At 71.4% G+C, this 12,243-nt stretch carries 11 protein-coding genes; 2 read left to right on the plus strand and 9 right to left on the minus strand.

What is annotated here, in order from left to right; all coding sequences use genetic code 11:
- Window positions 1-163: 163 nt before the first annotated feature.
- The gene (locus tag OHT76_RS19525; protein WP_328872134.1) at window positions 164-856 is read right to left on the minus strand and encodes a metal-dependent transcriptional regulator; all 693 of its coding nucleotides are present in this window, start codon (window positions 854-856) and stop codon (window positions 164-166) included.
- Between the two features lie 285 nt (window positions 857-1,141).
- Between OHT76_RS19525 and OHT76_RS19530 the strand changes: the two genes are divergently transcribed.
- On the plus strand, window positions 1,142-1,897 hold the full coding sequence (locus OHT76_RS19530; RefSeq protein ID WP_328872135.1) for an SIS domain-containing protein: 756 nt from the start codon (window positions 1,142-1,144) through the stop codon (window positions 1,895-1,897).
- A 4-nt stretch (window positions 1,898-1,901) separates the two neighbouring features.
- Here the strand turns inward: OHT76_RS19530 and OHT76_RS19535 are convergent, their stop codons facing one another.
- The 3 genes from OHT76_RS19535 to OHT76_RS19545 all read right to left on the minus strand — a co-directional run bounded on the left by OHT76_RS19535 (window position 1,902) and on the right by OHT76_RS19545 (window position 5,313).
- Entirely contained in the window at window positions 1,902-3,299 is a 1,398-nt protein-coding gene (locus tag OHT76_RS19535) for a PAS domain-containing protein (protein WP_328872136.1), read from the minus strand.
- 143 nt (window positions 3,300-3,442) lie between these two features.
- Window positions 3,443-3,889: a GNAT family N-acetyltransferase gene (locus OHT76_RS19540; RefSeq protein ID WP_328872137.1), complete on the minus strand. Its 447-nt coding sequence runs from the start codon at window positions 3,887-3,889 to the stop codon at window positions 3,443-3,445.
- A 323-nt stretch (window positions 3,890-4,212) separates the two neighbouring features.
- A complete protein-coding gene (locus tag OHT76_RS19545) occupies window positions 4,213-5,313 on the minus strand; it encodes a citrate synthase 2 (RefSeq protein ID WP_328872138.1) in 1,101 nt (366 codons plus the stop codon).
- A 299-nt stretch (window positions 5,314-5,612) separates the two neighbouring features.
- Here OHT76_RS19545 and pdxH point away from each other — a divergent pair, with 299 nt between their 5' ends.
- Entirely contained in the window at window positions 5,613-6,281 is a 669-nt protein-coding gene (gene pdxH / locus OHT76_RS19550) for a pyridoxamine 5'-phosphate oxidase (protein ID WP_328872139.1), read from the plus strand.
- Window positions 6,282-6,287: 6 nt separating this feature from the next.
- On the opposite strand, the gene OHT76_RS19555 is transcribed toward pdxH, so the two are convergent.
- Genes OHT76_RS19555 through OHT76_RS19575 form a run of 5 tightly spaced genes read right to left on the minus strand, consistent with a single transcriptional unit; the run spans window position 6,288 to window position 12,239 of the window.
- Window positions 6,288-6,899, minus strand: coding sequence for a TetR/AcrR family transcriptional regulator (locus OHT76_RS19555; RefSeq protein WP_328872140.1), 612 nt, complete (start codon window positions 6,897-6,899; stop codon window positions 6,288-6,290).
- The gene (locus OHT76_RS19560; protein WP_328872141.1) at window positions 6,887-7,621 is read right to left on the minus strand and encodes an enoyl-CoA hydratase family protein; all 735 of its coding nucleotides are present in this window, start codon (window positions 7,619-7,621) and stop codon (window positions 6,887-6,889) included. The genes OHT76_RS19555 and OHT76_RS19560 overlap by 13 nt, the downstream gene beginning before the upstream one ends.
- Entirely contained in the window at window positions 7,618-9,186 is a 1,569-nt protein-coding gene (locus OHT76_RS19565) for a 4-coumarate--CoA ligase family protein (RefSeq protein WP_328872142.1), read from the minus strand. Before OHT76_RS19565 ends, OHT76_RS19560 begins: the two co-directional genes overlap by 4 nt.
- A gap of 17 nt (window positions 9,187-9,203) precedes the next feature.
- Complete coding sequence (locus tag OHT76_RS19570; protein ID WP_328872143.1) at window positions 9,204-10,337, minus strand: acyl-CoA dehydrogenase family protein; 1,134 nt, start codon at window positions 10,335-10,337, stop codon at window positions 9,204-9,206.
- Window positions 10,338-10,394: 57 nt separating this feature from the next.
- Entirely contained in the window at window positions 10,395-12,239 is a 1,845-nt protein-coding gene (locus tag OHT76_RS19575) for an acetyl/propionyl/methylcrotonyl-CoA carboxylase subunit alpha (protein WP_328872144.1), read from the minus strand.
- Between the last annotated feature and the right edge of the window lie 4 nt (window positions 12,240-12,243).

A 12,243-nucleotide genomic window follows, 5' to 3' on the forward strand; every position in this document is an offset into this window, starting at 1 on the left:
CTCCACACGTCTGCGGCGCATCCTCCGCCCCCTCAGGTCATATGCCCCTCGCGACAGCCTCGCACGCGAAGCGCCGGAGCGCTGCGATTCGGCGGACTGAATCTTGGAAACGACGAGATCGCGTCGGTCGCCTCAACTGCCCCTGTGGTTGCGGGAGTTGCGGTCAGCGCTTGGCGACGAACACATGCGAGGCGATGTCCGCCTCCAGCTCGGCCGCCTCGCCGCCGCTGCCCACCAGCACACCGCCCGCCGACTCGGTCACGCTCACCACCGAGCCGGGCTGCACGCCCGCGCGACGCAGCGTGTACATCAGCTGCGCGTCCGTCTGGATCGGCTCGCCGATCCGGCGTACGACGACGGTCTTGCCCTCCACGCCCGGGTCCAGCTCGGCCAGCGACACCATGCCCTCGTCGAGGAAGGGGTCGGCGCCGTCCTTCTCGCCGAGCTCCTCAAGGCCCGGGATCGGGTTGCCGTAGGGCGACTCGGTGGGGTGCCGGAGGAGCTCCAGGACGCGCCGCTCCACGGCCTCGCTCATCACGTGCTCCCAGCGGCAGGCCTCGGCGTGCACCTGCTCCCACTCCAGGCCGATCACGTCGACGAGGAGACACTCGGCGAGACGGTGCTTGCGCATCACGCGGGTGGCCAGGCGACGACCCTCGTCCGTCAGCTCCAGGTGGCGGTCGGAGGCGACGGACACCAGGCCGTCACGCTCCATTCGCGCCACGGTCTGGCTGACGGTCGGCCCGCTCTGGTCGAGCCGCTCGGCGATCCTGGCACGCATGGGGACCACACCTTCCTCTTCCAGCTCGAGGATGGTGCGGAGATACATCTCCGTGGTGTCGATCAGTCCGGACATACGTGCCCCTTGATGAGATCTGCCGGAAGCGCGACAGCTTCGCGGCGCGTGCGCTGGCCCTGGCCTCAATTCTGACGCATAGCGCTGACAACCGTGCCGCGCCGTTGAAACCAGGGGGTTTCGCGCTTGTACGCGGCTCCCGTACGGGCGCATCCGCCGTGCGCCCCCGGCGGCCGTACCGCCGTATTGACACCGCTGTGGTCCAGACCGCACGGTGATCCGCGACACAGATCACGACCGTTCACGACCGCCACCGCACTTTCGCACGGCAAAGGGGCCCCGCGCATGAGCGACCGCAAGCTGGCCGGCCAGTTCTTCGACGCCGCGATCGGGCTGCTCCAGCGGGTCCGCGACGAGGAGGCCGGGAACATCGAGGCGGCCGGCACGCTGCTCGCCGACACGGTCGCCGAGGGCGGGCGGCTGTTCGCCTTCGGGGCCGGGCACTCCTCGCTCGCCGCGCAGGACGTCGTCTACCGCGCGGGCGGGCTGGCGCTGATGAACCTGCTGGCCGTGCCGGGTGTCGTCGGCGTCGATGTGATGCCCGCGACGCTGGGTTCCGCGCTGGAGCGGGTCGACGGGCTCGCCGCCGCCGTACTGGACAGCTCGCCGCTGCGCGCCGGGGACGTCCTGGTGATCGTCTCGCTGTCCGGGCGCAACGCGCTGCCCGTGGAGATGGCCATGAACGCCCGCGCGCTGGGCGTGAAGGTCATCGGGGTGACGTCCGTGGCCTACGCCTCCGAGACGAAGTCGCGGCATGTCTCCGGGACGTATCTGAAGGACCACTGCGATCTGGTGCTCGACTCCAAGATCGCCGTCGGGGACGCCGAGCTGACCCTGGACACCGTTCCGGCGCCGTTCGCGCCCGCGTCCACGGTCGTCACCACGGCCCTGCTCCAGGCGGTCATGGCCACGGCGGCCGGCGCCCTGGCCGACCGCGGCATCGAACCGCCCCTGCTGCGCTCGGGCAACGTGGACGGCGGCCATGAGTGGAACGGCCGGGTGATGGCGGAGTACGGGGACCGGATCTTCTACCAGCGGTGAGCTCTCAGGTGGCGCTCGCCAGGTCCAGGGCCGTCGCGATGCGTGCCGCCACGTCCTCCGCGTAGGTCGCGTCGGAGCGTTCGAAGGGGGTTCGGCCGCCGCCGCGCAGGAACGTCACCACGCCCAGCGTCCGGCCCCGGCTGCGCAGCACCGCGCACAGGGCGTGCACCGAGTCGGACGGCCACTGGCGGGCCTCGGCCCACAGGCGGGCCTGTTCCGGCGGCACTGTGCCGACGCTGGCCCGGACCGATCCGGCGCGCGCCACGCACTGGAGCGCCGGGTGCCCTTCGGTGTAGCGCACGGGCAGGCCCGCGGCGCCGGTGGGCAGGCTGGGGCCCGGGGCGCCGGAGGGGGTGGCGGCGGTTCTGACCAGACGGACCGGGGCGGCGGTGTCCGCGTCGCTCAGGGTGCCGCCCGCGACGCGGTCGATCAGCGCGTGGTCGGCGAATCCGGCGAGCGCGAAGTCGAGGTGGACGGTGGCCGCCTCCGCGGGGTCCTCGCACTCCGCGGCGGCCCGCGCGGCACGGTGCATCTGGTTGGTACGGAAGCGCAGCAGCGCCGCCTCCTGCTCGCCCTGCTTGGCCTCGGTGACGTCCTGGAAGAGCCAGCCCACGCCCAGCGGCACCGGCTCCTCGGCGAGCGGCGAGGCCAGCCGTACGAAGCCGCAGCGCCAGCAGCGCCGCTGGTCGCCGTCGGGGGTGCGCACACTGACCCAGATCTCGGCCGGGGCGGGCGGCGCGCCTTCCGCGAGGACATGGGTGAGCGCGCTCTCCAGTTCCTCGACGCCCTGGGCGAGCAGTTCCCCGAGCGGGCGACCCAGGACGGACGTACGGCCGATGCCGAGCGCGCGGGCGGCGTGCGCGTTGACGACGGCGGGGCGCAGGTCGGCGTCGACGAGTACGACGCCCCAGGAGGCGTCCTCGAAGAGGGCCTCGCTGAGTGCGATGGACCGCTCCAGGTCGATCTGCGCGTGCACCTCGCTGAAGGCGCAGTACACACCGGCGGGCTTGCCGTCGGGACCGCGTACGGCCGCGGACTGGGTCCGTACGAGGACCCGCCCGCCGTCCTTGGTGAGCAGCGCGAACTCGTGCACCTGTCGGCCCGGGGAGTCCATGGAGGACATCAGCCGCGCCTCGACCTCCTCGGCGTCGGCGCTGCGCACGGCCCAGCCGGCGAAGCCGTGCCGCCCCACCGCCTCGGCGGCGGTCCAGCCGAGGATCCGCTCGGCCTCACGGTTCCAGTGGGTCACGACACCGTCGGCGTCGAAGGCGCACAGTGCCGCGTCCATGCCGTCCAGCAGCGCGGCGAGCAGATCGGAGCCGCCGGTGCCCTCGGGACCGGCCCGCTCGGGTTCGTCCGGCCCCAGCTCGTCGGTGGTCCCACTACGCCGGGAAGCACTCACCTGGACCCCCTGCCAAGCCGCGTCCGCACGCGTACGGTGCGGCGGTTCGCCCACTAACAATCATTCAACTCGAACGTGACGCAGCACACACCGGGTTCCCACAAGATTGAAGGAATCGTTGTACGCCGGAGACGTCGTACCACTCAGCGCTCGAGCCGCAGTGTGAGCCACACTTCGGTCTCGTCCTCGGGCGCCACATAGCGCTCGACCTCGACAAACCCCCGCGCCTCGGCAAAACGCAGCCCGTCGGTGTTGGCGGCGAGGACGACGGTCTGGATGCCCTGGGCACCGAGCACACGCGCGTGCGCGAGGCAGTGGTCGTAGAGGGCCGCCCCGAAGCCGCGCCCCCGGAATTCGGGCAGCACGCGCGCGATGACGGTGGCCACCGCTTCCTCGCCGTCCGGTGGCCGCACGGTCGAGCATCCGACGAGTACGTCCCCGAGGTAGGCGTTCTCCAGCCGGTGCCGACCGCTGCGTTCGCGCACCTCGTCGGGGCTCAGCTCGTCGGGCGGCACGATGAGGTTGTGGACGTACCGCCACTGCTCCAGCATGCGGTCGCCGTCCACCGGTACGACACGAAGATCATCCACGTCTGGGATCTCCCCACGGCGCGTACACCTCAACCTTGAGAAAAAAGAGGTTGAACCCGCCGCTGTCGCTTCCTAGTGTGTGGGGCACACGAGAAGGGAGGTGGTTCGGCAGATGTATAAGAACCGGACGCGTGAGGTGGCTGCGGGCTAGCGGCCCAGCACCCCACTAGTTGCGGTGCCGGACCAGCACGTGACAGATGCGTGCAGCCGGCCCAATCCCAGGCAGTCACCCGACCCGCGAGCTCGCCGGTACGTCCGGCCGGCTCCCCCGCCGTCAGGCGGAGGAACCCGAGCTCGCGGGTCGTCTGCGTGCTGGGCGGCTCTCAGCGCGCGATGTCGCCGTAGCCCTCGATCTCCTGAGGATTGCGCGACCCCGGCCCCACGTACCGCGCGGACGGCCGCACCAGCCGAGCCGTGCGCTTCTGCTCCAGGATGTGCGCCGACCACCCGGCGGTGCGGGCACACGTGAACATCGACGTGAACATGTGCGCCGGCACCTCGGCGAAGTCGAGGACGATCGCCGCCCAGAACTCCACGTTGGTGGCCAGCACCCGGTCGGGGCGGCGGGCGTGCAGCTCCGCCAGGGCCGCCTTCTCCAGCGCCTCGGCCACCTCGAAGCGCGGCGCGCCCAGCTCACGGGCGGTGCGGCGCAGCACACGCGCGCGTGGGTCCTCGGCGCGGTACACGCGGTGCCCGAAGCCCATCAGGCGCTCGCCCCTGTCCAGGGCCTGCTTCACATACGCCTCGGCATCCCCGGTGCGCTCGATCTCCTCGATCATGTACAGCACGCGCGAGGGGGCTCCGCCGTGCAGCGGCCCGGACATCGCCCCCACGGCGCCCGACAGCGCGGCGGCCACATCCGCGCCCGTGGACGCGATCACGCGCGCGGTGAAGGTGGAGGCGTTCATGCCGTGCTCGGCGGCGGAGGTCCAGTACGCGTCAACGGCCGCGACATGCTTGGGGTCCGGCTCGCCCCGCCAGCGGATCATGAACCGCTCGACGACGGACTGCGCCTTGTCGATCTCCCGCTGCGGAACCATCGGCAGACCCTGCCCGCGCGCGGACTGGGCGACGTAGGACAGCGCCATGACGGCGGCCCGGGCAAGGTCCTCGCGGGCCTGTTCGCCATCGATGTCGAGGAGCGGTTTCAGGCCCCACACGGGGGCCAGCATGGCGAGCGCGGACTGGACGTCGACGCGGATGTCGCCGGAGTGCACCGGGATCGGGAACGGCTCGGCAGGCGGCAGGCCGGGGTTGAAGGCCCCGTCGACGAGCAGGCCCCAGACGTTGCCGAACGAGACATGGCCGACGAGGTCCTCGATGTCGACGCCCCGGTACCTGAGTGCGCCGCCCTCCTTGTCGGGTTCGGCGATCTCCGTTTCGAACGCGACGACTCCTTCGAGTCCGGGTACGAAGTCGGACATCAGGCGGCTCCCTCGTGATGTGTGCGACAGATGGTGTTGTGGGGGTGATGGTGCGGACCGTGGCTCGTGCGGCAGGGACGGCTGCGCGCCCGGTGGATCCGCGGTCGTGGCTCTGACGGACTCGCGGTCCTGGGCGGTACCCCAGTGATGCCCCGTGCGGCTGGCGGTCACCCAACCGGAACGGCATCAGAACGATATCCCCGGGTGCCACCTTTGGGGAGGGCTTGCGGCACTGAGTGCCATGCAGTGATGAAGGACACCGTGCCGAACGGGCCGGGCACATACGGCAAGATGACCGCGTGACCGACCGAGACGCCGTACCTCCGGACCCCGCCGCGATGCGCATGCATTACCGGGCCGCGGGCCTCGCCGAGAACGAGCTGGCCGCCACGCCGGTGGAACAGTTCGCGCGCTGGTTCAAGCAGGCCGCGAGCGAGGCTCATCTGTTCGAGCCGAATGCCATGGTCGTCTCCACCGCGGACGCCGACGGCCGGCCGAGCTCCCGCACGGTGCTGCTGAAGCAGTTCGACGAGCAGGGCTTCGTCTTCTACACCAACTACGACTCCCGCAAGGCCCGTGACCTGGCGGAGAACCCGTATGTCTCGCTGCTGTTCCCCTGGCATCCGATGGCCCGCCAGGTCATCGTCCAGGGCCTCGCGCGGCGCACCGGGCGCGATGAGACGGCCGCCTACTTCCGCACGCGTCCGCACGGCTCCCAGCTCGGCGCCTGGGCCAGCGAGCAGTCCTCGGTCATCCCCACCCGCGCCGACCTGGACGCCTCCTACGCCGAACTGGCCGCCCGCTACCCGGAGGGCGAGCAGGTGCCCGTACCGCCGAACTGGGGCGGTTTCCGGGTGGCTCCGCAGTCGGTGGAGTTCTGGCAGGGCCGCGAGAACCGGCTGCACGACCGGCTGCGGTATGTGACCCAGCCGGACGGGAGCTGGCGGGTGGAGCGGCTCAGCCCCTGAGCGCCTTCAGGTTTTGAGGGTCTCGTCCAGTAGGGCGGCCCACTGCGCCACCACCCGCTCGCGCCGCCCCTTGTCGTCCGTCAGCAGGTTCGCGAGCCCCAGCCCCCGGGCCATGTCCAGCAGCCCCTGCACGGTTTCCCGCACCCCCGGCTCGGACTCGTCCGCGCCGAGCAGGTCTACGGCGATGCGGTGCGTCTCGCGGCCGACGCGGGCCTCGAGTTCGGTGACCCTGGGGCGCAGCTGCTCCTCGTTGGAGGCGGCGACCCACAGGTGCAGGGCGGCGCGGAACAGGGGCCCGGTGTAGAGGTCGACCAGCGCCGTCACCACCGCCCGTCGGTTCTCCGCCGCGCCTTCCGGGAACAGCGCCCGCAGGGCCGTGGAGCGTTCCTCGGCGACGTACTCGACGGCCGCCGTGAAGAGGTCCTCGCGGGTCGGGAAGTGGTGCTGCGCGGCGCCCCGGGAGACCCCGGCGCGCTCGGCGACGACGGACACCGTGGAGCCCGCCCAGCCGTGTTCGGCGAGGCAGGCCACGGCGGCCTCCAGGAGCCGCTGCCGGGTCGCCCGGCTGCGGTCCTGCTTGGGCACGCGGTCGCGTTCCGCCGTACTCACACCACCCATGAGGGATCCCGTCGCTCCAGGAAGGCCGTCATACCCTCGCGGGCCCGCGGGGCGGAGAACAGCCGGGCCGAGAGCGCGGTGAGGTCGGCCGCGTCCCGGTCGAATGACTCCAGCACCCTAGCCGTGAGCAGCCGCTTGGTCTCGGCCAGGGCCTCGGGGGCGGAGCGCCGGAGGCCGTCGAGGATGGGTTCCAGTACGGCGTCCACGTCGTCCCCCGCGGCCGTCAGCAGGCCGATACGGGCCGCCTCGGGGGCGTCGAAGCGCTCGCCGGTGAGGTAGTAGCGGGCGAGGGCGCGGGGGTCGGTACGCGGCAGCAGGGGGAGCGAGATGACCGCGGGGGCCACCCCGATCCGGACCTCCGTGAACGCGAAGCTCGCCGAGTGCGCGGCGGCGGCGATGTCACAGGCGGCCAACAGGCCGAGGCCGCCCGCGCGTACATGGCCGGTGACCCGCGCGACGACCGGCCGGGGCAGCTCCACGATCTGCCGGAGCAGACCGACCAGCGCGTCCGGGTGGGGCGGGTCGCGCAGGTCGGCGCCGGCGCTGAAGGTGTTGCCGGTGTGGGTGAGGACGACCGCGCGGACGTCCGTGTCCTTGGCGCATTCGGTGAGCGCGTCGGCGAGTTCGCCGACCAGGGCCGCCGACAGGGCGTTGCGGTTGTCCGGCGAGTCGAGGCTGAGGGTCTCGACGCCACGCGCGCGTGTGCGGCCGATCAGCGTCACGCGCGCTCCCTGAGCTCTCGCCGCAGGATCTTCCCGGAGGCGGCCCGGGGCACGCCCTCTATGAAGGCGACCTGGCGGATCCGCTTGTAGGGGGCGACGCGTTCGGCGACGTACATCATGACCTCCCCCTCGGAGAGACCGGTGGCCGAAGGCTGGCGGACCACGTATGCGCGGGGCACCTCGTTGCCGTTGTCGTCGTAGACGCCGATGACGGCGGCGTCGGCGATGCCCGGGTGGGTGAGCAGCAGGGCCTCCAGTTCGGCGGGGGCCACCTGGAAGCCCTTGTACTTGATGAGCTCCTTGACCCTGTCGACGACGAACAGCCAGCCTCCTTCGTCGACATGGCCGACGTCGCCGGTGTGCAGCCAGCCGTCGGTGTCGATCATCGCGGCGGTGGCGTCGGGGCGGCCGAGGTAGCCCTTCATGACCTGGGGGCCCCGGATGAGGACCTCGCCGGACTCGCCGACGCCGAGGTCCTTGTCGGGGTCGTCGAGGGAGACGATCCGCATCTCGGTGCCCGCGATGAGCCTGCCGACGGTGCCGGGGGGCGCCTCGCGCATGGCGTCCAGGGGGACGACATGGGTGCCCGGGGACAGTTCCGTCATGCCGTACGCCTGGCCGATCGGCGGCAGGTTCAGACGCTGGGAGCAGGCGGCCGCGAGCTTGGCGTCCAGGGGGGCGGCGGCGCTGATGATGTGCCTCAGGGACGACAGGTCGTACTGGGCGACCAAGGGGTGCTTGGCGAGGGCGAGGACGATCGGCGGGGCCACGAACAGGTCGGTGATGCGGTGGTTCTGGATGGCCGCGAGGAAGGTCTCCAGGTCGAAGCGGGGCAGGACGACGACCGTGGCGCCGCTCCTGAGGGGCGCGTTCATGAGGGCCGTGAGGCCGTAGATGTGGAAGAAGGGCAGTACGGCGAGGATGCGGTCACCCGGTTTCGCCGGCATCGACGGTTCGAGCTGGGCGAGGTTGGTGGCGATCTGCCGGTGGGTGAGCATCACGCCCTTGGGGATGCCGGTGGTGCCCGAGGAGTACGGGAGGGCCGCCACGTCCGCTACGGGGTCGATGTCGACCTGCGGTTCGGGGGCGGTCGAGCCGAGCATGTCGATGAGGGAGCGGTGTCCGGGCGCGCTGTCGCAGACGAAGATCTCCTCGACCCCGCCCGCGAGTTCGGCGGCGCGGCGGGCGGACTCCAGCAGCGGGGAGACGGTGACGATCCAGCGGGCCGCCGAGTCCTTCAGCTGCTTGGCGAACTCCTCGGGCGTGGCGAGCGGATGCACGGTCGTGACGGAGGCACCCGCGCGCGTGGCGGCGTAGAACGCCGTGGGGAAGGCGACCGTGTTCGGGCTGTGCAGGGCCAGCACATCGCCCTTGCGCACGCCCGCCTCGGCCAGCGCGGCCGCGATGCGCCGGTGGAACTGGTCCACCTGCGCATACGTGAGGGTCATGCCGTTCGTGCCGTCGATCAGCGCGGGCGTGTCGCCGAACTCGGCGGCCCGGCCCAGCACGGCTTCGTGGATGGGGAGTTCGACGGGCGGGACGTCTGCGTACTCGCTGCGGAACATCGTTCCTCCAAGACGGCCTAGTACGACTTGGGCAGGCCCAGGGTCTGGTGGGAGACGTAGTTGAGAATCATCTCCCGGCTCACCGGAGCAATACGAGCCACGCGCGCGGCTGTTATCAACGAAGCGAGCCCGAATTCCCGCGTGAGGCCGTTCCCGCCCAGCGTGTGCACTGCCTGGTCGACCGCCTTCACACAGGCCTCCCCGGCCGCGTACTTGGCCATATTGGCGGCCTCGCCCGCGCCCACGTCATCCCCGGCGTCGTACAGATGAGCCGCCTTCTGCATCATCAGGCGGGCCAGTTCCAGGTCGATGTGCGCCTGGGCGAGGGGGTGCGCGATGGCCTGGTGGGCGCCGATGGGGGCCTTCCATACGGTGCGTTCGCGGGCGTACGTAATCGCTTGCGCGAGGGCGTAGCGGCCCATGCCGATCGCGAAGGCGGCCGTCATGATGCGCTCGGGGTTGAGGCCGGCGAAGAGCTGGAGCAGACCTGCGTCCTCGTCGCCGACGAGCGCCTCGGCGGGCAGTCGTACGTCGTCCAGGGCCAGCTCGAACTGCTTCTCCGCGGCGTTGAGTTCCATGTCGATCTGCCGCCGCGAGAAGCCGTCCGCGTCGCGCGGGACGATGAACAGGCAGGGCTTGAGGTTGCCGGTGCGGGCGTCTTCGGTACGGCCGACGATGAGCGTCGCGTCCGCTATGTCGACACCGGAGATGAAGACCTTGCGGCCGGTGAGGAGCCAGTCCGTGCCGTCTCGGCGCGCGGTGGTGGTGATGCGGTGGCTGTTGGAACCGGCGTCGGGTTCGGTGATGCCGAAAGCCATGGTGCGCGTACCGTCGGCGAGGCCGGGCAGCCAGTCCTGCTTCTGCTGCTCGGTGCCGAAGCGGGCGATCACTGTGCCGCAGATGGCGGGTGAGACGACCATCATCAGCAGGGGGCATCCAGCGGTGCCCAGCTCTTCGAGGACGATGGAGAGTTCGGCGATTCCGCCGCCGCCCCCGCCGTATGCCTCCGGCAGGTTGACGCCTAGGTAGCCGAGTTTGGCGGCCTCGGACCAGAGTGCTTCCCGGTCGAAGTTGCGGCCGTGGCGTTTGCCGAGGGCGGCGACGGCTGATCGGAGGGCCTTGTGTTCTTCGGATTCGAGAGTGGGGTGCATGGGGCTCCTTCCCGGGTGCGGGTTGTGTGTGGTTGCTCGCGCAGTTCCCCGCGCCCCTTAGGTCGGCTGTACGACCGCCAACAGTGCGCCGACCGTTACCTGTTGTCCCGGTTCGGCTTGCAGGGCTGTCAGCGTTCCTGTGACCGGCGCCGTGATCTTGTGTTCCATCTTCATCGCCTCCAGCCAGAGGAGGGGCTCTCCGGCCTCTACGGCGGCCCCCACAGCGAGGCCCTCGGCGACCCTCACCACCGTGCCGGGCATCGGGGCCAGGAGGGACCCGGGTGCGAGCTGGGCCGTGGGGTCAGGGAAGCGGGGCAGGGGTTTCAGGGCCGTGTTGTTGACGTATAGGGCGTCGCCGTGGCGCGCCACCTCGAACCTGCGCTGTACACCGTCCACTTCCAGTACGACGAGCCCCGCGCCCGCGCTCACGACGCGCACTCCCTCGGCCTCCAGGCCCGTCCTCGTGTGCCTGTACTGGACCTCGTGCTCCTCGCCCGCCATCGCGTACCGCTTCGTCTGCGGCTGGGAAGGGACGTTGCGCCAGGCGCCGAAGCGGGAGCCGGAGTGGTGGGCGTCGGCCAGGGCGGCGGCCAGGGGGGCGTGCGGGTCGGGGGTGGGCTCGGTCAGTTCGGGGAGGTGGCGGTCGTAGAAGCCGGTGTCCATACGGGCCGTCGTGAACTCCTCGTGGCGCAGGGAGCGGACGAGGAGGTCGCGGTTGGTGACCGGGCCGTGGATCGTCGCCCGTTCCAGGGCGCCCGCGAGCTTGCGGAGCGCGCCTGCGCGCGTGGGGGCGTGGGCGATCAGCTTGGCGAGCATCGGGTCGTAGTGGATGCCGATCTCGTCGCCGTCGCCGTAGCCACTGTCCAGCCGGACGCCCTCGGGTACGGCGAGCCGGTGCAGGGTGCCGGTCTGCGGGGCCCAGTCGCGAGCCGGGTCCTCGGCGTAGAGGCGGGCCTCAATCGCGTGGCCACGCGCGCGTGGGGGCTCGCTTTCGAGGGGCTGCCCTTCCGCGATGCTCAGTTGCAGCGCGACCAGGTCGACACCGAACACGGCCTCCGTCACGGGGTGTTCGACCTGGAGGCGGGTGTTCATCTCCAGGAAGTGCGCCTTGTCGTCGGCGACGAGGAACTCGACGGTGCCGGCGCCGACGTAGTGCACGGCGCGCGCGGCGCGTACGGCCAGCGCGCACAGCTCCTCCGCGAGCTGTTCCGAGAGCCCGGGCGCCGGTGCCTCCTCGATCACCTTCTGATGGCGGCGCTGGAGGGAGCAGTCGCGCGTGCCCAGCGCCCACACCGTGCCATGCGCGTCCGCGAGCACCTGCACCTCGACATGCCGACCGCGCTCCACATAGGGCTCGACAAAGACCTCGCCGTCACCGAAGGCACTCGCGGCCTCGGCGCGCGCGCCCTCCAGGGCGGCGCTGAGCTCCTCCAGGCGGCGCACGATCCGCATCCCGCGCCCCCCGCCGCCCGCGGCCGCCTTCACCAGCACCGGCAGGTCGCTCTGCGCGACCTCGCGCAGGGGCGCGAGCCCCATCAGCTCCTTCGCGCGCGTCTTGGACGCCATCGCCTCGATGGCCTCCGGGGGCGGCCCGATCCACACCAGCCCCGCGTCCACGACGGCACGCGCGAACTCGGCGTTCTCCGAGAGGAAGCCGTAGCCGGGGTGCACGGCGTCCGCGCCGGCCGCGACAGCGGCCTTCACGATCAGATCACCGCGCAGATACGTCTCCGCGGGCGTCGCCCCCGGCAGCCGTACCGCAGCGTCGGCCACGCGCGCGTGGAGGGCGTTCTCGTCGGCGTCCGAGTGCACGGCGACCGTCCGGATTCCCAACTCACGGCAGGTGCGGAAGACACGGCAGGCGATCTCGCCCCGGTTCGCCACCAGAACAGAAGTAATCATTCGT

This window comes from Streptomyces sp. NBC_00287, assembly GCF_036173105.1.
Taxonomy (GTDB): Bacteria; Actinomycetota; Actinomycetes; order Streptomycetales; family Streptomycetaceae; genus Streptomyces.

What these genes read in the sequence shown, in the direction of transcription:
- OHT76_RS19575 (WP_328872144.1), bottom strand. Translation starts at nt 12,239, where the DNA reads ATGATTACTTCTGTTCTGGTGGCGAACCGGGGCGAGATCGCCTGCCGT.
- OHT76_RS19530 (WP_328872135.1), top strand. Translation starts at nt 1,142, where the DNA reads ATGAGCGACCGCAAGCTGGCCGGCCAGTTCTTCGACGCCGCGATCGGG.
- OHT76_RS19525 (WP_328872134.1), bottom strand. Translation starts at nt 856, where the DNA reads ATGTCCGGACTGATCGACACCACGGAGATGTATCTCCGCACCATCCTC.
- OHT76_RS19555 (WP_328872140.1), bottom strand. Translation starts at nt 6,899, where the DNA reads ATGGGTGGTGTGAGTACGGCGGAACGCGACCGCGTGCCCAAGCAGGAC.
- OHT76_RS19570 (WP_328872143.1), bottom strand. Translation starts at nt 10,337, where the DNA reads ATGCACCCCACTCTCGAATCCGAAGAACACAAGGCCCTCCGATCAGCC.
- OHT76_RS19545 (WP_328872138.1), bottom strand. Translation starts at nt 5,313, where the DNA reads ATGTCCGACTTCGTACCCGGACTCGAAGGAGTCGTCGCGTTCGAAACG.
- OHT76_RS19565 (WP_328872142.1), bottom strand. Translation starts at nt 9,186, where the DNA reads ATGTTCCGCAGCGAGTACGCAGACGTCCCGCCCGTCGAACTCCCCATC.